Source organism: Flagellimonas hadalis, from assembly GCF_007785775.2.
GTDB classification, from domain to species: domain Bacteria; phylum Bacteroidota; class Bacteroidia; order Flavobacteriales; family Flavobacteriaceae; genus Flagellimonas; species Flagellimonas hadalis.
Map to the genome: position 1 here is coordinate 430,247 of NZ_VNIK02000002.1, position 19,804 is coordinate 450,050.

The following is a 19,804-nucleotide window of genomic DNA, read 5'->3' on the forward strand; positions in this document are numbered from 1 at the left end:
GTCCGAATCCGTTCAAAAAAATACCCCGGAATTGTTCCAAGTGGGGTGAACGTTCCGGGGCATTTGGTCAATAAACACTATCACATGCACTGATAAAGTCCAGTGCCGACTATGCTATGAACCGCACATCAGGCAGTCGTCGTCTGCCTGGCCTTCCTTGGCCCGTGCAATCATTTCCCTCATTTCTTCAGGAGTCATGGGCTGTATGTCAATTTCTTGCTGCTGTTCGGCAGAAATCGCCTCAACAGTGATCTCTTGCGCCACTGCCGCCGATGCTGCTTCTGCCTCTACCTCAACGGGGACTTCTTGCTTCTTGGTGTTGTCCAACGTAAATTTGATGGCATCCACCGCAGCCTTGGTTCGGAGGTAGTACATCCCCGTTTTGAGGCCGCTCTTCCAAGCGTAGAAATGCATCGAGGTGAGCTTGGCGTAATTGGCGTTCTCCATGAACAGGTTCAGCGATTGGCTTTGATCAATGAAATAGCCACGTTGCCTGCTCATATCGATGATGTCCTTCATGCTGAGCTCCCAAACGGTCTTGTACAGCTCCTTGATGTCATCTGGGATGGCATCTATGCCTTGAACGGAACCATTGGCCCTCATGAGCTCTTGCTTTAGGTTCTCGTTCCAAAGGCCGAGTTTCACCAAATCTTCCAACAAGTGCTTGTTCACCACGATAAATTCTCCCGAAAGCACCCTACGGGTGTATATGTTGGAGGTATAGGGTTCAAAGCACTCATTGTTCCCCAATATCTGCGATGTGGACGCTGTGGGCATGGGAGCTACCAACAAGGAGTTCCTGACGCCGTGCTGCAGCACTTCTTTTCTGAGTTTGTCCCAATCCCATCGCCCTGACAGTTCCTCGTCCTTGATGCCCCACAGGTTGAACTGGAACTCGCCCTTGGACATCGGGGAGCCTTTGTAAGTCGAATAGGCTCCTTCTTCCTGGGCCATTTCCATGGAAGCGCTTACCGCGGCAAAGTATAAGGTCTCAAAAATATCTTGGTTCAGTTTTTTGGCCTCGTCGCTGGTAAAGGGCATTCGCAACATGATGAAGGTATCCGCCAAGCCCTGTACACCCAACCCTATGGGTCTATGCCTCATGTTGGAGTTCCTTGCTTCCTCCACGGGATAAAAGTTCCTGTCGATGACCTTGTTCAGGTTTCTGGTGACCCTCTTGGTAACCTTGAAGAGTTCCTTATGGTCAAACTCCCCGTTCTTCACAAACATCGGTAAAGCAATGGATGCCAAGTTGCAGACGGCTACTTCATCGGGGGAGGTGTATTCCAAAATCTCCGTGCAGAGGTTGGAGGAACGTATGGTTCCCAAATTTTTCTGGTTGCTCTTCCTGTTGGCGGCATCCTTGTAGAGCATATAGGGGGTGCCTGTCTCTATCTGGGATTCCAATATCTTCTCCCAAAGGTCCCTTGCCCTTATCTTTTTGCGGCCCTTTCCTTCGGCCTCATATTTGGTGTAGAGTGCCTCAAATTCCTCACTGTGGGTGCTGAAAAGTCCTGGACATTCGTTGGGACACATCAAGGTCCATTCCCCGTCGGCTTCCACACGCTTCATGAACAGATCGGGAATCCACATGGCATAGAACAGGTCGCGTGCCCGCATTTCTTCTTTACCGTGGTTCTTTTTGAGCTCCAAAAAGTCGAAAATATCGGCATGCCAAGGTTCCACATAAACGGCGAAGCTCCCTTTCCGTTTTCCGCCTCCTTGATCCACATAGCGGGCTGTGTCGTTATACACGCGGAGCATGGGCACAATCCCATTGGAGGTCCCGTTGGTCCCCGCAATGTATGATCCCGTGGCCCTGATATTGTGGATGGATAGACCAATTCCACCAGCAGACTGGGAAATCTTTGCTGTTTGCTTCAAGGTATCATAAATTCCGTCAATGCTATCGTCCTTCATCGCCAAAAGGAAACAGGAGGACATCTGGGGTTTTGGGGTCCCAGAATTGAACAGGGTGGGCGTGGCATGGGTAAAATACTTTTTGGACATCAGCTCGTAGGTTTCCACCACGGCATCCATATCGTCCAAATGGATCCCCACGGCCACCCGCATGAGCATCTGCTGTGGACGTTCCGCAATCTTCCCGTTGATTTTCAACAGATAGGAGCGCTCCAAGGTCTTGAACCCAAAATAATCGTAGCCAAAATCACGGTTATAGATAATGGTCGAGTCCAGCTGTTCCGCATGTTCGGCGATCACTTGATATACCTCATCGGAAAGCAGGGGCGCCTTTTTCCCGGTTCTGGGGTTGACATATTCGTAGAGGTCCTTCATGGTCTCGGAGAAGGACTTTTTGGTGTTTTTGTGCAGGTTGGAGACCGATATACGGGCAGCCAGTTTTGCATAATCCGGATGGGTGGTGGTCATGGTGGCCGCTATTTCCGCCGCCAGGTTGTCCAGTTCGGAGGTGGTGACACCATCATACAGTCCCTCGATGACCCTCATGGCCACTTTTACGGGATCTACCAGATTGTTGAGTCCATAACAAAGTTTCCTGACCCTGGCCGTGATCTTATCGAACATTATCGGCTCTTTTCTACCGTCTCTTTTTACTACATACATGATGCTACGAATATTATTGTTGATACTGTTGGTTCTTCCACAGCCCTGTTAAAAAATTTAACATTTTTGGGTTAAGGCCTATAAAACCCTCAAGAAAGGGGCATTCTTGGGGTCATGGTTCTTTTTGTTCCTTAAAAGTCCGCGTCGAAACTGATTTTCTGCGAATCGGAGTCACTTTCCTTGTTCAACACGCCTGCTTTTTGGTATTCGGATACGCGTTTTTCAAAGAAATTGGTCTTGCCTTGGAGCGAGATCATGTCCATAAAATCGAACGGATTGGTGGCGTTGTATACTTTCTCGCATTCCAATTCCACCAACAATCTGTCCGTGACAAACTCCAAGTACTGGGTCATCAATTTGGCGTTCATCCCGATAAGGCTCACGGGGAGCGATTCCGTGATGAACTCTCTTTCTATGTTGAGTGCATCCACGATGATCTCCGAGATGCGTTCTTTTGGCACCTTGTTCACCAGGTGCCTGTTGTGCAAGTGAACGGCATAGTCACAGTGCATGCCCTCGTCCCTGGAAATCAGCTCGTTGGAAAAGGTGAGCCCTGGCATCAAGCCTCTTTTCTTCAACCAAAAGATGGAACAGAAGGCACCTGAGAAGAAAATCCCCTCCACGGCCGCAAAGGCGATGAGACGCTCGGCAAAGCTTGGCGACTCTATCCATTTGAGGGCCCAATCCGCTTTTTTCTTGATGGCCGGAAAGTTCTCGATGGCCTTGAAGAGCACATTTTTTTCCTTTTCGTCCTTCACATAGGTGTCGATGAGCAGGGAATAGGTCTCTGAGTGGATGTTCTCCATCATGATCTGGAAGCCATAGAAGAACTTGGCCTCGGAATACTGGACCTCGTTCACGAAGTTTTCCGCAAGGTTTTCGTTCACTATCCCATCCGAAGCTGCAAAAAACGCGAGGATGTGCTTGATGAAATAACGCTCGTCGTCATTCAACTTGGTGTTCCAGTCTGTTAAGTCTTGGTGCAGGTCTATTTCTTCCGCGGTCCAAAAACAAGCCTCACATTTTTTGTACCATTCCCACAGGTCGTGGTGCTTTATGGGAAAAATTACAAATCGGTCTTTATTTTCCTGTAAAATGGGCTCAATTGCTTCGGACATCATCTCTCGTTATAAAAGTTAATAGTTTGGAAGGGTTCAGTGTCAACAAAGATTTAAAAATGTTGTTAGAATATAAAGGGTGCATAATTGAAACAGACGCAAAGTTTTTAACACAAAATGTTGAAATCTTGGATGGCCAGCGATGTTTCTTGGGCTTAGGAAAGACGCCCATGTGGAAAGATTTTTTTCATTCTGGGCCACAACAAAAAAAGACCAAAAAGTATATTGATTTCCATACTGATTGGTCTTGTACTATCTAAGGAGAAATACATCTCCTTCTCATATTACCAAAGGTACGGCCTGTCCCCGTCCGACTGTTTAATGACCTTTCTTTGAAATAGGTAGTTCCCCCGAAACCTATAACCAAATCCAGATCTTGGCCAAACCGGAGATTTTTTCTTGCAAGCGGTTTCTATAATCAAGAGTTTGATTGCTGCGGCCGTACGTATGTTTGGTAATACAATATTGTTTAAGAGCGTTTTTCTGCCAGGACTGTCATTTTTTGGCAATGACCTTATCCCATTCTGTCCGTATCTTGACCGGTTCACGTTCAGATACTGCGGCAATGATCAAAGCAACGATCAAAATCACAAAAAGAACTGCACATTTTCTCATCTCTAGCTGCTTTTTGCCAAACTTTTATTTTTTGACATGGCCAAGATAAGAACATAAAATGCGTCTCCCTTGGAGGATGTATAAACGGTCCCTTTTTGTGTATAACTGGTTTTTCTCCCTCCGGATACCCTCCCAAAAGGCATGTCATTTAACCAAAAATGGGCTTTTTATCCCCTAAATTGGCATTTTGTGCCAGTTATACGTGTTACCCATCCATTAGCACATAATTTTAGTGGTGTTTGAAGAATAATCCTAAATTTGGTAAGACCTATACGTGTACTATGCTAGAAGCCGTAATTGTGGACGATGAAATAAAGGCCCTACAGAGTTTGAGCTGGGAACTGACCAATTTGAGCGACGAAGTGGACATTGTTGCATCATTTACCGATGCGAACGAGGCATTGGAATATCTGGAGCGCAATACCCCGGACTGCCTTTTTCTGGACATAGAGATGCCTGCCATGGATGGTTTCCAGTTCATCAAAAACCTCAAGAACAAGGATTTTCCAGTAGTCATCACCACCGCGTATAACCAATATGCCCTTCAGGCACTCAAGAACGAGGCCATCGATTATCTCTTGAAACCCATCGATTCCGACGACCTTGAGGTCACCATCGCCAAAATAAAGCGGTACAACTCCAAGAACCTCACCGTAAATAGGCTGGAAAAAATCCTATTGAATTTCAATTCTGAATCGCACAGCAAAAAAATCACCATCAACACGGACGGCAAATTGCTCTTCCTCAACAGCGATGAGATCCTATATGCCGAATCCGATGGAAATTACAGCACCATCTTCCTAAAGGACGGCCAAAAGATATTGCTCACCAAAAAACTAAAGGAAGTTAACTCGCTCTTGCCAGAAAGCAGTTTCTTCCGGATCCATAATTCATACATCATCAACCTAAATAAGATAAAGGAATTCTTGAAGACCGATGGCTATGTGGTTTTGGAGTCCAATCACAAAATTCCCGTATCCAGGCAAAAGAAATCCGACTTTTTGGATATGCTGTAACCCTCCCTTATATACGTGCCTAAGACAAAGTTCAAACAAATCGAAAACCTACATCGAGTACAAAGAACTACTCTGGCATTGGTATTGTTCCTATTCCTATCCCTGGTATCCAAAGCACAAAATGTCCCTGCCGACTTTGTGGAAAAGGCCGAGGCCATTATCCAGTTACAGCCCAAGACCTACGAATCCTTGGATGAACATTTGGACGCGGACAAAAGCGACACTCTCCTGTTGCGCTATTTTGCCCAATTGAGCAAAGAAAACAACTATCCGGAGGGCCAGGCCTATGCCCTCAACCAACTCGGATCCAAATACCGGAACATCTCCCAATACAAAAAGGCCGCCGACCTTCATGAACAGGCCCTGGCCGCTTCCGAAGAGGCCAACAACACCGAACTCCGGGTACTGAGCCTGAATATGCTCGGGGTGGTCTATAGAAGGACCGATGCCATAAAAACAGCATTGGACTACAACCAAAAGGCCCTGGAACTGGCCGAAACAGTGGAAAACCCTTCCAACCATATCAAAAGGAGCATCAATGTGGCACTGAACGGTATCGGGAACCTCTACCAGACCCTGGAGCAGTACGATCTGGCCATCATGCAGTTCCGAAGGGCACTGAAACTGGAAGAGGAACTGGGCAATAAATTGGGGTTGGCCATCAACCATCAGAACATTGGCCACTGCATGGAAGAAAAGGGGGACTTGGAAGGCGCGCTGGAAAACTACCGAAAATCCCTTGCCTACAACGAGGAGATCAATTCGGAATACGGAAGCATTATCTGCAAGAACAGTCTGGCACAGATCTACCTCAAGCAAGAAATGCCCTATGCCGCTTTGGTGTTGTTGGAGCCCTTGTTGGAAGCCTCCCAAAGAATCGGGGATTTCTTTATCACTCCCTCGATTTTCATCAACACCGGATGGGCACACACCAAATTGGGCAACTATGAAAAGGCAAGGGAATTCATCGAAGAAGGACTTGGAATGGCCCAAAGCCACAACCTGCCCAGTAGCATTCTTTATGCCTACCAAAAATTGTCGGAGCTTGAAAGCGTTAGGGGCGACTTCAAAAAAGCCTACGAGTTCTACAAAAAGGCAGATGAATACGATGCAGAAATCTCCAGTGCCACCAATTTGAGGTACATGAACGACATCATCGTCCGATACGAGGCCGAAAAGAAGAACAACCAGATTTCTGTTCTGGCCAAGGAAAATGAGATTGTGCGCCTCCGATTGAAAAAGAACCAGACCACCCTGTTGGTAAGTGCGCTCATTGTGGGATTGATCTCCTCCATCCTCTACATCTTATATCGTCAATACCAGAGCAAGAACGAGAAAAGGGTGCTCACGCTGGAGCAAAAAATGCTCCGCAGCCAAATGAACCCCCACTTCCTGTTCAACTCATTGAATTCCATCAAGTTGTACATCATCAATAATGAGCAAAAAAATGCGGTCCACTACCTGAACAAGTTTTCAAAACTGGTGCGGAAAATTCTGGAGGCCTCCTCGCAAAGGGAAATTTCCTTGGCAGAGGAGCTGGAGACCGTGGAACTCTATATGAACATTGAAAACATAAGGTTTTCCAATGAAATCGACTTCAGGATCGATGTGGACAAGGATATTTTCATCGACAACATCAAGATTCCCTCATTGACCTTACAGCCCTTTCTTGAAAACTCGCTATGGCATGGACTTTCGCCAAAAGATGGTGAAAAGAAAATCCACATCAATGTACGGAAGAAGGACAAAGGCCACGTGACCATAGAAATCATAGACAATGGTGTGGGCCGTCTGGCCGCTGAGGCCAATAAGGAAAATCGGGTGCTCAAAAGAAAGTCCGTGGGCATCCACATTACCAAGGAACGCTTGGCCAATTTTTCCAAGGATTACCAAAACAAGTTTGAGGTGTCCTTAGTGGATCTCTTCGACGAAAACGGGATCCCGAACGGTACCAAGGTGGTGCTGGACATCCCTACGATTTAGGTTTTCCCTCAGCTACCTCTTCCAGTTCCCGGTACCATGCCTTTCCAAATTTCCGTATCAAAGCGTCCTTGACAAACTTATAAATGGGAACTTTCAATTCTTTCCCCAAGCTGCAGGCGGGGTCGCATATTTCCCATTTGTGGTAGTTGACCGCCGTGAACTCCGAATATTCACGTGTCCGGACGGGGTACAAATGGCAGGATACCGGTTTTTTCCATTTTGTGGCACCGGCCTCGTAGGCTGCCTCTATACCACATTTGGCCACCCCTGAATCCGAGAAGATCACATAGGCACACTCATTGTTGTTCACCAAAGGGGTCTCCCACTCGCCGTCCTCCCCTTCCACAAAGGCCCCTTGCTCTTCAATCGCCTTGATGCCCTCAGGTCTCAAAAAGGGTTTTACCTCTTCAAAAATATTGACGAGCTTGTCGGTTTCCGAATCTTCCAATGGTGCGCCATACTCCCCCCCAACACAGCAAGCTCCCTTGCAGGCGTTCAGGTTGCAGACGAAGTCGTTCTCCAATATCTCTTCGGACACAATGGTTTTTCCTATCTGGAACATAATGGCTTGATCGCTTTTGCGGCAAAGGTAGTCCAAAACCTAAAATTTGACATTTTCTAAACCTTTTTATATGGTCCAAAAGGTTTTTTTACACGTAAATTTGCAGTCCGAAAAAAATAGCGCCATGAATTTCAATTTTAAGGAGATAGCCACCGCCGGAATGATCTTGTTTGCCGTGATAGACATTTTGGGAAGCATCCCGGTCATCATTTCATTAAGGAAAAAAGTGGGGCATATCCAATCCGAAAAGGCATCCCTTGTTGCCGCTTGTATCATGGTCGCTTTCCTGTTCGTGGGGGAGCGCATCCTTTCATTGATCGGAATAGATGTGAATTCCTTTGCGGTCGCGGGTTCTTTCATCATTTTTTTCCTGGCCATTGAAATGATCTTGGGCATCACGCTCTACAGGGACGATGTGCCGGAGACCGCCTCCATTGTGCCCATCGCCTTCCCCCTTATTGCCGGGGCCGGAACCATGACCTCCCTTTTGGCATTGCGGGCAGAATATCATGTGGAGAACATTATCGTTGCCATTGTTCTAAACGTTATCTTTGTATACGCCGTTCTCAAGTCCAGTGCCAAGATTGAACGGGTGTTGGGAAAGAACGGTCTCAGCATTATCCGGAAAGTGTTTGGGGTGGTACTCTTGGCAATTGCCGTGAAATTGTTTGCCACCAACATCAACCAACTCTTTGAGCACGGGCTTTAAAAATTTGTCATGAACAGAACATTCAGTGTGATCCTTATTATTTTGGCCCTGGGCCTCATTGCGTACAATGTGACCTTGGTTGATTTTGAAGAACCTTTTCAAGGTGACAGTACCATTGCACTGATTGGCATCATGGCCTCTTTGTGTGCCGTAGTGCTGCTGTTGATCTACATTACCTCCAAAAAGGTGGAGAACAAGCTCAAGAACAGGGACTGAACAACCTGACCGCAGAGCCAAGACCGCTCCGCTTTTGGAACCAAGAAAATAGACTTTTGGTTTCCGCCTATTCCTTTTGATAAATTATCGGTCGAGGTTTACCGCACCGACCTGCGTCTTTTCGAAGGCTTGTGCATCCAAATCCTTGACTTTCATCAACATGGCATCAAAATCGCCCTTGATCTGTGCGGAAAGGTTGGGTGAAAAGAGTTGCTCTGCAATATTGGCCTTCAAGTAGGCCTTTATTTTTTCCTCGTAGGCATAAAAATCCAACTTTACCTTTCTGTCCAAAACGAATTGGATGAACTGGTCAAAAAGGATATCGTCCACAGTGAACTCTTCCAAAAATTGGTTTTGGTCATATCCCGAGTAACGGGTCCGATCTTCTTCCAAATGTTCAAAAACAAACCGGGAAAAGAACTGATATGTATCGTCCATGCTCTCAATGGCCTCCTCCTCATTGCTTCCGATAGGTACAAACACGTCGGGTATGATTCCGCCGCCGCCGTAGACCACTTTTCCTTTGGGCGTCACAAATCGCAACGAATCCGCCACTTTGATGCTGTCCGCGGAAACCAGCTCTCCATTGCTGTAGCGCTCCATGAATTTGTGATAATAATCCTTGTTGCCGTCCTTGTAAGATCTTTGGATGGAACGTCCCGTGGGGGTGTAGTATCTGGAAACCGTAAGGCGGACTGCTGAGCCGTCCCCGAGGTCCATTTCGCGCTGTACCAATCCCTTTCCAAAGGAACGCCTGCCCACTATGGTACCTATATCGTTGTCCTGCAATGCCCCGGCAATGATCTCACTGGCCGATGCGGAACGCTCATTGATCAACACATACACAGGTTTGTCTTCAAAATCCCCTTTATCAGTGGCAAAGGCCTTTTTCACCCTGCCTTTTTTGTTCTTGGTGAAGAGGATGAGCTTGTCCTCGGTCAAAAATTCATCGGCCAGTTTCTCAGCTATCCCCAAATACCCCCCAGGATTGTCCCTTAAGTCCAAAACCAATTTTTGGGCACCTCTCAGTTTTAATTTTTTTAGGGCATCCTTGAATTCCCCGAATGTGGATTCGGCAAAACGGTTGATCTTGATATAGCCAATGTCCTTGGTGAGCATGTAATACCCATCCACGCTCCTGATGGGCACCCGATCACGGGTAACCGACAAATCCATCATCCTGTTTTCTGTTTTTCTATACACCTTTAGGTTCACCTTGGTCCCCACCTTTCCCTTGAGGGTGGACACCACTTCATCATTGGGTATCCTTCTTCCGAACAGGGTGTCCTTGTCGGCCATCAATATGCGGTCGCCCGGTCTGATGCCGCTGATGTAACTTGGGCCGTTCTTTATGGTCCTGATCACGGTGATGGTGTCGCGGAACATGTAAAAGCTCACGCCTATGCCCGCAAAATCCCCCTTCATGTTCTCTGAGACCTCTTTCATCTCACTTTTGGGAATATAGACGGAATGGGGATCCAGTTTGCCCAAAATATTGTTCACGGTGACATCAACGATACTGTCCGTATCGATTTCATCTACATATTCATAATCGATATAGTCGATGAGGCGGTTGAGCTTGTCCTTTTTGGAATTGGTGGAGAAGAGCTTCTCCGGGGTGTCATTGAAATGGAGCTTCCCCCCGATAAATATCCCTATCGCGACCGCAAGAGCAAGCAATGTTGGCCATAAATAACCTTTGATCTTTTTCATAATAGCAGTTGAGGTTCAAACCATTTCCTCTACAACGGGCAAATGTAGGATCTCCACACCGGCCTTCTCCAGGAATTTCAAACCAGAATCATCTTTGTATGCCTGTTGGTACACCACACGTTTTATGCCAGACTGGTGCACCAGCTTGCTGCATTCCCTACATGGGGACAGCGTGATGTACAATGTGGCCCCTTCACAGGACTGGGTGGAGGAAGCTACCTTGAGTATGGCATTGGCCTCGGCATGGAGCACATACCATTTGGTATATCCTTGATCGTCCTCGCAGATGTTCTCAAAACCAGTGGGCGTTCCGTTGTACCCATCGGATATGATCATACGGTCCTTGACAATGATGGCCCCCACCTGCCTTCTTTTGCAGTAGGAGAGTTTTCCCCATTCCTGGGCCATCCGCAGGTAGGCCTTGTCATATTTTTCTTGTTTGCTCTCCTTCATAGGTGTCATTAGCAAAAATGCTGATGTTGAAATAAATATACCTGCTTTGGAAGACCCTTACAACCTTATTCGGTTAAATTTAACGGGGTCCTACATGGGAAACGTGGCAATGAGCAGGGGTATTGTGATGGCGATGATCAAAATGGAAGCCACCGCAATAAAAATGGGCCTTTTTACCTTAAATAGGTTCAAGACCACATAAGCAATGGAAAGGACGACCAAAATAACGGTCACCTGCGAAAGCTCTATCCCGGTTGCGAAGCCCAACAATGGGGTGATCTTGTCCTCTTCTTCAGCCATCAACATTTTAAAATAGTTGGAAAACCCAAAACCATGGACCAATCCAAAAAAGGAGGTGGCCAAAATGTGCAGAAAAAGACCAACATCCATGGCCTCCTTGAACACATAGGTAAAGTTGAAAAGCGCAGTCAACAAGATGGTCACGGGAATCAGGAACTCTATAAGGCCCACATCAACCGTAACCACTTCATAAACGGAAAACGCCAGTGAAATACAGTGGGTAATGGTAAAAACCGTGGCCAAGATCAATACCCGTTTCCATTGCTTAAAGGTAAAGGGCACGGCCAATGCCGATAGGAACAGGATATGATCATAGGCCCCAAAATCCAACACGTGGTTCAGCCCCAGTTTGATGTAAAATATGAAATCTTGCATGGTGTTTTTTATTCGGTTATTGGGTTATTTGGGGTTGTTCGATAATTGTTTTTCAAGTTTCAGGTTTGGTAAAGTTTAGGGGTTATAGTTCAAATTGAAACGCACATTCCACCAACTTCCAATTCCCATCTAAATTACGAAATCCCCCGTTCCTTTTGTATGGTCTCATAGGCCTTTTGCACTTCTTTGAACTTCTCCTCTGCCCCCTTTTTGATGGCTTCGTCCTCGGTCACCACACGGTCGGGATGGTATTTTTTGGCCATATTGCGATAGGCCTTCTTTATCTCCTCGTCCGTGGCATCCTTGCCCACCTCCAGTATTTTATATGCATTGTCGGCAGACTTGATGAACATCGCCATGATGCTCTCAAAATCATAAGGCCCCACTTTCAAGTAGCCCGCAATCTCCCTCAACTTGTTGATTTCTGCCTGGCTTACCTGTCCATCCGCCTGGGCAATCCCGAACAGAAAGTGCAACAATTGCAACCGGACCTCATATCGGGTGCGCTGTGCCAGATAGGAGCATATGCGTTGTGCGGATATCTCCCGTTTTTTGATGACCTCGTTGAAGGTCCTGAAAATGGCATTGGCCTTTTCCTTGCCATACGTGCTCAAAAAATATTGCCGCACATAGTCCAGCTCCCTTTGGCTCACCTGGCCATCGGCCTTGATGATGATGGAGCAGAGCGAAAGCAGGTTCAGTTCAAAATCGGCAGGTGAGACCGTCTGTCGGGTGAAATTTTTTGCACCACTGTCAGATTTTCCAAGACTGTCCATAAGGCTTCCCAGAAAAAAGCCCAGCACAGCACCTGGAAACCGAAACAAAAAATAGCCAAGAACAGCGGCCACCCATTTGATCATCCTGCAAATTTTAAACCCCAAATATAGGGCTTTACCCAAGAAACAAAATCTTAAGCAATGTTAAGGGTGATGAAAAAAACCCGACAAAGCCGTATCTTTGTACTTTAATAAAAATGAAGCCTATGTATCCCGAAGAATTGGTAAAACCCATGCGAGCAGACTTGGCCACGGCCGGGTTTGAAGAACTATATACAAGTGAGGCAGTTGAAAACGCGCTGAAGAAGGAAGGTACCACCCTTGTCGTGGTGAATTCCGTTTGCGGTTGTGCCGCGGCCAATGCCAGGCCAGCTGCCAAATTGAGCCTACAGAACAGCAAAAAACCGGACCACTTGGTGACCGTTTTTGCAGGAGTGGACACCGAAGCGGTGAACACGGCAAGAAACCACATGATCCCATTCCCTCCATCTTCACCCAGTATGGCCCTTTTCAGGGATGGTGAACTGGTGCACATGATAGAGAGGCATCATATTGAGGGAAGACCAGCGGAACTCATTGCCGAAAATTTGATGGAAGCCTACAACGAGTTTTGTTGATTCCTTCCATGACTTAAATTACATGCCACCCTAAAGGGTGGTTTTTTATTTTTACGATCAACTATATGTAAGTTCTAGCCGTGATAAAATTGTTCTCCTATCCCTTGACCGTACTTTTCTTCCTTTTTTTTGGTTTGGTCCTGGTCATTTTTCATCCCATCCAATGGTTCTGTCTAAAGGTGTTCGGGTATGATGCGCACAAAAGAAGTGTATCGGTATTGAACTGGTTGATCATGCGGTGCACCAATGTGTTGGGCACACGCTACAAATTTGAAAATCCACACATCATCCCGACAGATAGGCCCTTGATCATCGTGACCAACCACCAAAGCATGTACGACATTCCCCCCATCATTTGGTACATGCGGAAACACCATCCCAAATTTGTGAGCAAAATAGAGCTGGGCAAGGGCATCCCGAGTGTGTCCTTCAACCTCCGGCATGGCGGCTCGGCACTTATTGATAGAAAAGATCCCAAGCAATCCATCACTGAGCTCCAAAAATTGGGGAAATATATTGAGGCGCACCAGCGCAGTGCGGTCATTTTCCCCGAGGGCACCCGCAGTCGCACCGGGGCCCCAAAACCCTTCAGGACCACCGGGCTCAAGGTTTTGATGAAGCAGGCACCTTCTGCCTTGATCGTCCCCATCAGCATCAACAATTCCTGGAAACTGCTCCGCTATGGAAAATTCCCGATGGGGCTAGGTTCCCATGTCCAGTTCCAAGTACACGCCCCATTCGAGAACAAAGGGAACGCCGATGAGCTCATTGCCAAGGCCGAAGCACAGATCGTATCAGGAATACACACCTCCAAATGAACAACGACCCTCTCCTGGAAAGAACCATCGAATTTGTCAAAGAAACGCTCCAAGATGCGGAAGGCGGACATGATTGGTTCCATATTGAACGGGTATTCAACACCTCCAACATGCTCTTACAGCATGAAAAAGCAAATGCGTTGACCGTGCAATTGGCCGCACTTTTGCACGACATTGCCGACCCCAAGTTCCATCAGGGCGATGAATCCATTGGTCCGAAAATGGCCCGTGGGTTTCTGGAATCCGAAGGTGTGGATGAAAAAACCATCGAGCATGTGGTAAAGATCATCCAACACATGTCCTTTAAAAACAGTCTGGATGGGGAGGGGCAAAAATTCACCTCCAAAGAACTGGAAATTGTGCAGGATGCGGACCGATTGGATGCCATGGGTGCTATCGGCATTGCCCGAGCCTTCAACTATGGGGGTTTCAAAAACAGGCCCCTCTACGACCCGAGCATCCCTCCCAACCCCAACATGACCAAGGAGGAGTACAAGGCCTCCAAAGCGCCTACCATCAACCATTTTTATGAAAAGCTGTTGTTGCTGAAAGAAGGCATGAACACCACGACCGGGAAAAAAATGGCCCAAGAGCGGCACCAGTTCATGCTGGACTATCTTGGGCAATTCTTTAAGGAAACTGGTTTCTCTTTATAAACCGTTCCGAATTATTTCTTCTGTGGCAATCCGCGGGTCAACCAGCCTCTTTTACTGGCCGTGGCAATGGCATATGGGGTAATCCAGAAGAGACCAAATGTGTATAGGATGCTATAGGAATAGGCCCAGAACGATTCGGAAGCCTCATACCTTTTCGCATAGAAGAAAACCGGGAACGTCGTCAATATCAATATGCTGACCAGTGTGGAACTGAAGAACAGCAAAGGGTGTGTCAGGATAAAGAACAACATGAAGATCAAAAACGGATAGCTCATGATGATTTTTAGGAATTGGCTCACAAACAACAGTCGAGTACCTGACTTTGGTCCTTTGCGGAAATTGGTGAACACGTATTTTGACATTTCGATGTTCTCGCGAACGTTGCTCCTTCCCCATCGGATGAACATCTTGTACAACCCTTTGTACTTTTCAGGAACGTTGGTGTAGCAGTAGGCATTTCTTTGGAAAAGCACATGGTGTCCCTGTTTCAGGATCATGTTGGTCATGGCGCGATCTTCACCAATATCGGAGGGTTTCCCCATAAATGTCTGGTTGATCCATGCCGGAAGGCATTTGAACACCGCGGAACTTCTATAGGCCGCCAATGCCCCAGGCGTGCACAACACAGAGTTTAAAGTGCTTTCCGCAGAACGGACAAACTCAAAGCTGAGTACAAAGCTCACATCCAACATTTTTGGCAGAATGGCCCTCTTGTTGTTCAGCACCCGAATATTTCCAGCAACCGCCCCTACTTCTTTATTGGTCACGAACGGGCTCACCAACTTTCGCAATGTTTCTGGCTTTACAATGGAATCACTGTCCACAGTTACGAAAACCTCACCAGTTCCTTCATTGAAACCACGGTACAGTGCATGTCGTTTTCCCATGTTCTTTGGCTGTTTGAAAATGGTCACACAATCGCCGAGTTCCCTTTTTGCCTCTTGTATCCAATACCAAGTATCATCTTGGCTACCATCGTCTATGGCGAGTAACTGTAATTTCTCTTTGGGAAAATCACTTTCGGCCAAGCTCTTGAGCGTATGCCAAACTTGTTTCCCTTCGTTATATGCAGGGACAATCACGGTGCAAGTGGGCAGTTCTTCATTGGACACGGAGGCGATGGGCTTATACTTAAAGAACCTGTACACCATGAAAAGAAAATAACAGGCCTTGAAAATAAAAAGTGCCAGGGCCACCATCATAAAGGTGTACCCCAACCCAGAACTTTTTCGTTCCAGATTGAATTGTTCAAAATCTCCTTGAAGTATGTATACCAAATAAGCGGAACCCAACATAAGAACAAAGGTGCTGCCCATTACAAAGACTCCCCATGCATCTGCTGTTTCGAAAAAGGTGCGTATTTTATTTTGTTGAAGTAATTTTTTTATCCCATAAAAAAAATGTTGTGTGTCTTGTGCTGAAATTGAATCTGGTTGATTGGATATTGTCTTCCCCATGCTGTACTTTTTTAGTTCTTTCCCCTGATTTACGTAGCTTCTTTACATTTAGATCATGAACTTCCCATATTTAACGTAACGCTAACTTTATTGAAACTTTTGGCCCTCTTTCATACCATAATGATTTTTCAGTTGGCCTTGGACAATGGCACTTTTTTGTATCTTGTGATGGACATTTAAATCAAACTAAACAAAATGCAAAGAAGAAAGTTCCTAAAAAATGCCGCGGCCGCCTCGGCCGCTTTTTCCATTGTACCGAGCCATGTTTTGGGCAAAATGCATGTTCCTCCGAGTGATACCCTATATGTTGCTGCTTTTGGAGTAGGTGGAAGAGGAAATGGTGTGATCCAAGGATTGAATGCCACCGGCAGAGTGAAATTTGTGTCCTTCTGTGATGTGGACGACCGAAGGGCAAAACCTACCTACGATCTTTTCCCCAACGTAAAAAGATATAAAGATTTCAGAAAGGTCTATGATGAGCAATTGAAGGACATCGATGCCGTAATGGTCGCAACGCCAGACCATACACATGCCACCATAGCACTTCCGTTCATGCGGGAGAAAAAACATGCCTATGTGGAAAAACCATTGACCCACAACATCCACGAGGCCCGCTTGATGACCCAAGTGGCCAAGGAAAAAGGCATTGTGACGCAAATGGGAAACCAAGGTGCTTCCAGCGATGACAGCCGTATTGCCCGTGAATGGGTGGAGTCTGGGGTCATCGGAAAAATACACACCATTGACTGCTGGACCAACCGCCCCGTGTGGCCACAAGGTGTGCCGACGCCTACCCAAAAAGACCGTATTCCCAAGGAACTGGATTGGGACCTCTGGTTGGGCCCTGCTGCCATGAGAGATTATAATGACGCCTATCTTCCCTTTAAATGGAGAGGATTCTGGGATTTTGGAACAGGGGCATTGGGCGATATGGGTTGCCACATCATGGAAACCCCTTTCAGTGTGCTGGACCTTGGATATCCTACGGAAGCCGAAGCCAGTTGCACCACGGTTTGGGTAGATGATTTTGTGGAGGCCGATTATAGCCATTCCTGTCCTCCATCATCCAAGATCCACTTGAAATTTGAGCATGAGGAACATGGTGACATCGCCCTGAACTGGTATGATGGTGGACTTAAACCCGATCTACCGGATGAACTGAAAGATGGGGAAACCATTGGCGATACCGGTGGGGGAACTATAATGTACGGTGATAAGGGTACTTTGATATGCGACACCTATTCCAGAAACGCCCGTCTGTTGCCATCCAACATGATGGACCTATACAAATCCCCTGCCCCAAAATACCCACGGATTCCAGGGGGAATGGACGGACACATTGCCAACTTTGTTGATGGTTGCCTGAACGGGGCAGCCACATCATCGAACTTTGATAAGGCGGGTCGATTGACCGAGACCGTACTTATGGGGAACTTGGCCGTACAGGCCTATCAGTATAAGGAACTGAAACCCGGAAAAACGGCCAGGGATTGGGATCCATACGATTCTCCAGGAAGAAGAAAACTGTTGTGGGACGGTGAGAACATGAAGATCACCAACTATGACAAGGCCAATGAGTGGGTGACCCGCGACTATCGAGAAGGGTGGGAGCTGAAGTAAGCCATCCATGTTAGAACCTAAAAGGTTACCCTCTGTCAATTCGAGCGCAGTCGAGAATTTCAATAGGTTTCGACTGCGCTCAACCTGACATATTCCACAATCTGCCCCAATATTTTGTCAAAACAAGTAATGGTTGTTCATTGCCATTTTACTTCAGAACAACCTCATCTGGCCATCCTTGTATTGCTCATGGAGTTCCTTGTTCAGGATTGGAAATTTTTTGTCCTTGAAATATTTTTGACGGGCCAATCGTGCCATATCATGTATCTGTGATGCAATCTTGCCCTCTCCCCTGTTCCGAAGTCCAAACCGACTGTCGTTTATAGTGCCGCCATGGCAATCCTGAATCTGATGGAGCACTTTTTCGGCCCTGTCCGGCATGGCCTTTTTGATCCAGTCCGTAAAAATCTGGCCAATGGCCCCATTCAATCGTACCACCGTGAATCCAAAGGAAAGGGCGCCGTGTTCCGCCACTGTTTTAGCCAACGGCAACAGTTCATGACTGTTGATTCCAGGAATCATCGGGGCCAACATGGCATTTACGGGGATATTGTTCTCGGACAGAACTTGGATCGTCTTCAGTCTTTTTTGGATGGATGCCGTCCTGGGTTCCAGTTTTCTCCTTGTTTGTTCTGAAAGCGATGTGACGGATATGTTCACCGCTACCAATCTGTGGGCATTGAGTTCTTTTAAGACATCCAGGTCTCGCAATACCAAGGCATTTTTGGTGATGATGCCAACGGGATGCCTGTACTTTAGGAACACTTCCAGACATTTTCGGGTAATTTCGAACTTCTGTTCAGCAGGCTGGTAGCAATCCGTGTTGCCAGACATGACGATGGTCTGTGCCTTCCAATTTTTGTGTTTTATCTTCGCCTCCAATAGTTCCGGGGCTGATTTCTTCACCAAAATCTTTCGTTCAAAATCCAATCCGGCACTGTATCCCCAATATTCGTGGGCATTCCTTGCATAGCAATAGATACAGCCATGTTCACAGCCTTGATAAGGGTTCATGGAGAACATCATCCCCACATCCGGGCTGTCCACTTTGTTCACTATCGTCTTTGGGAAAATGGGAATGTACTGGGTCTTGTTGTTTTCAGCTTCTTCGCCTTCCAACCTACAAAATTCCAAAAAGTCTTCCCGCATTTCATAGACATGCTGTAAAAATTGATTGGGCGTGTTTTTTTGTGCGCCCCTGCCCTTGAGGTAATCATCGGAAGACATAAAAATAGGATTTATTCCAAATTTATGGATTATTTCCTATTGTCTAGATTCTGAATTGTTAAACCTGATTGTTAAAAAAAGCCGGACAATGTCCGGCTTTTCGCTTTATGGTTGGGTAGTGCCCCAAAAGGGTAATTCCTTTTTCAATCCAGACCAAAATATGCTGCCACAGCATTATAATCGTTGGTATCCACTCCAGCCGCTTTAAGTTCGTCTTTTAAGCTTTCTATATCGCTTGCCTTTCCGTTAACCGATGTAATCTCGGCTGCAATTATTATCAATCTATCATAAAATCCTTCTGGGACAACAAATGGCAGACCATTAAGGTTTGTAAACGATATAAAAGCATTAGGACTGGTATCGGAATTTGAATAAAGAACATCTGTAACAACTGGGTTACTTGGAACCTTCCCTGGAACTGCATGGGTATAACTGACATTATCAATTGTCAGTTCCAAATAGAAAAGAAACGCATAATTGGGACGTTCTAATGCACTTATGGCCAAATCGAAAGCGAACGTTGATTCCCCTCCCCAATCACTCATATCAATGTCGAATGCCTGAACGTTTGCATTCCCATCCATGCCATCCATACCGTCTTCTCCATGGGTTCCATTCTGACCATCAATACCGTCTGCACCATCCGCACCAGCCGGTCCCTGGGCGCCTGCTGGTCCCTCAGGACCCTGTTCCCCGTCCTCACCCGAACAGGACACCAAAACAATTGCCATGCATATCATGGCCATACTGAACAACTTGACTAGTTTCATATTATCATTTTAAAGTTTATATGAATCAAAAGTAGCGCAGTGCCCTATATGAATTGGACCTAACTAACGGATGCCCAAGACCATTTGATCAATATGGCTTTTGAATTGACGGATGAAATTTTTGTGGGGATATTCTTTATTAGATTTTATCGAAAATCTAAAGGAATCTCAAGAAGCTTTTGGGTGTACAATTTGATTTAACAATTATAAAGCCGGACAA

The 19,804-nt window shown here is 46.4% G+C and carries 18 protein-coding genes; 8 read left to right on the top strand and 10 right to left on the bottom strand.

Going from position 1 to position 19,804, the window contains the following annotated elements:
* Positions 1–114 precede the first annotated feature (114 nt).
* Positions 115–2,583 (bottom strand): ribonucleoside-diphosphate reductase subunit alpha, encoded by a 2,469-nt coding sequence (locus FOT42_RS06115; RefSeq protein ID WP_151889692.1) that lies wholly within the window; start codon positions 2,581–2,583, stop codon positions 115–117.
* A gap of 131 nt (positions 2,584–2,714) precedes the next feature.
* Positions 2,715–3,701 carry a ribonucleotide-diphosphate reductase subunit beta gene (locus tag FOT42_RS06120; RefSeq protein WP_151889693.1) on the bottom strand — a complete coding sequence of 329 codons (987 nt, stop codon included), beginning with the start codon at positions 3,699–3,701 and terminating at the stop codon, positions 2,715–2,717.
* 896 nt (positions 3,702–4,597) lie between these two features.
* Here FOT42_RS06120 and FOT42_RS06125 point away from each other — a divergent pair.
* Together FOT42_RS06125 and FOT42_RS06130 are read left to right on the top strand one after the other, a co-directional pair.
* Positions 4,598–5,332 (top strand): LytR/AlgR family response regulator transcription factor, encoded by a 735-nt coding sequence (locus tag FOT42_RS06125; RefSeq protein WP_151889694.1) that lies wholly within the window; start codon positions 4,598–4,600, stop codon positions 5,330–5,332.
* A 78-nt stretch (positions 5,333–5,410) separates the two neighbouring features.
* The gene (locus FOT42_RS06130) at positions 5,411–7,315 is read left to right on the top strand and encodes a tetratricopeptide repeat protein (protein ID WP_226789813.1); all 1,905 of its coding nucleotides are present in this window, start codon (positions 5,411–5,413) and stop codon (positions 7,313–7,315) included.
* On the opposite strand, the gene FOT42_RS06135 is transcribed toward FOT42_RS06130, so the two are convergent.
* Positions 7,305–7,877 (bottom strand): DUF3109 family protein, encoded by a 573-nt coding sequence (locus FOT42_RS06135; protein WP_151889723.1) that lies wholly within the window; start codon positions 7,875–7,877, stop codon positions 7,305–7,307. The genes FOT42_RS06130 and FOT42_RS06135 overlap by 11 nt on opposite strands.
* A gap of 124 nt (positions 7,878–8,001) precedes the next feature.
* On the opposite strand from FOT42_RS06135, the gene FOT42_RS06140 reads away from it, so the two are divergent.
* Together FOT42_RS06140 and FOT42_RS06145 are read left to right on the top strand one after the other, a co-directional pair.
* Entirely contained in the window at positions 8,002–8,586 is a 585-nt protein-coding gene (locus FOT42_RS06140; protein ID WP_151889696.1) for a MarC family protein, read from the top strand.
* 9 nt (positions 8,587–8,595) lie between these two features.
* Positions 8,596–8,802 (top strand): hypothetical protein, encoded by a 207-nt coding sequence (locus FOT42_RS06145; protein WP_072880560.1) that lies wholly within the window; start codon positions 8,596–8,598, stop codon positions 8,800–8,802.
* Positions 8,803–8,886: 84 nt separating this feature from the next.
* Here FOT42_RS06145 and FOT42_RS06150 read toward each other — a convergent pair whose 3' ends face one another.
* The 4 genes from FOT42_RS06150 to FOT42_RS06165 form a co-directional block, all read right to left on the bottom strand.
* Positions 8,887–10,515, bottom strand: coding sequence for a S41 family peptidase (locus tag FOT42_RS06150; RefSeq protein ID WP_151889697.1), 1,629 nt, complete (start codon positions 10,513–10,515; stop codon positions 8,887–8,889).
* A gap of 15 nt (positions 10,516–10,530) precedes the next feature.
* Positions 10,531–10,968, bottom strand: coding sequence for a deoxycytidylate deaminase (locus FOT42_RS06155; protein WP_151889698.1), 438 nt, complete (start codon positions 10,966–10,968; stop codon positions 10,531–10,533).
* A gap of 90 nt (positions 10,969–11,058) precedes the next feature.
* On the bottom strand, positions 11,059–11,643 hold the full coding sequence (locus FOT42_RS06160; protein WP_151889699.1) for a HupE/UreJ family protein: 585 nt from the start codon (positions 11,641–11,643) through the stop codon (positions 11,059–11,061).
* A 134-nt stretch (positions 11,644–11,777) separates the two neighbouring features.
* A complete protein-coding gene (locus FOT42_RS06165) occupies positions 11,778–12,503 on the bottom strand; it encodes a tellurite resistance TerB family protein (RefSeq protein ID WP_151889700.1) in 726 nt (241 codons plus the stop codon).
* Positions 12,504–12,625: 122 nt separating this feature from the next.
* Between FOT42_RS06165 and FOT42_RS06170 the strand changes: the two genes are divergently transcribed.
* The 3 genes from FOT42_RS06170 to FOT42_RS06180 all read left to right on the top strand — a co-directional run bounded on the left by FOT42_RS06170 (position 12,626) and on the right by FOT42_RS06180 (position 14,510).
* Positions 12,626–13,036 carry a BrxA/BrxB family bacilliredoxin gene (locus FOT42_RS06170; protein WP_151889701.1) on the top strand — a complete coding sequence of 137 codons (411 nt, stop codon included), beginning with the start codon at positions 12,626–12,628 and terminating at the stop codon, positions 13,034–13,036.
* A gap of 80 nt (positions 13,037–13,116) precedes the next feature.
* Positions 13,117–13,854: a lysophospholipid acyltransferase family protein gene (locus FOT42_RS06175; protein WP_151889702.1), complete on the top strand. Its 738-nt coding sequence runs from the start codon at positions 13,117–13,119 to the stop codon at positions 13,852–13,854.
* Positions 13,851–14,510: an HD domain-containing protein gene (locus FOT42_RS06180; RefSeq protein ID WP_151889703.1), complete on the top strand. Its 660-nt coding sequence runs from the start codon at positions 13,851–13,853 to the stop codon at positions 14,508–14,510. Before FOT42_RS06175 ends, FOT42_RS06180 begins: the two co-directional genes overlap by 4 nt.
* Positions 14,511–14,521: 11 nt before the next feature.
* Here the strand turns inward: FOT42_RS06180 and FOT42_RS06185 are convergent, their stop codons facing one another.
* Positions 14,522–15,967 (bottom strand): glycosyltransferase family 2 protein, encoded by a 1,446-nt coding sequence (locus FOT42_RS06185; protein WP_151889704.1) that lies wholly within the window; start codon positions 15,965–15,967, stop codon positions 14,522–14,524.
* A 195-nt stretch (positions 15,968–16,162) separates the two neighbouring features.
* On the opposite strand from FOT42_RS06185, the gene FOT42_RS06190 reads away from it, so the two are divergent.
* Entirely contained in the window at positions 16,163–17,587 is a 1,425-nt protein-coding gene (locus FOT42_RS06190) for a Gfo/Idh/MocA family protein (protein ID WP_151889705.1), read from the top strand.
* Between the two features lie 153 nt (positions 17,588–17,740).
* Here the strand turns inward: FOT42_RS06190 and FOT42_RS06195 are convergent, their stop codons facing one another.
* Both FOT42_RS06195 and FOT42_RS06200 read right to left on the bottom strand, forming a co-directional pair.
* Positions 17,741–18,814, bottom strand: coding sequence for a PA0069 family radical SAM protein (locus FOT42_RS06195; RefSeq protein ID WP_151889706.1), 1,074 nt, complete (start codon positions 18,812–18,814; stop codon positions 17,741–17,743).
* Positions 18,815–18,957: 143 nt separating this feature from the next.
* Positions 18,958–19,584, bottom strand: coding sequence for a collagen-like protein (locus FOT42_RS06200; RefSeq protein ID WP_151889707.1), 627 nt, complete (start codon positions 19,582–19,584; stop codon positions 18,958–18,960).
* Positions 19,585–19,804: the final 220 nt, after the last annotated feature.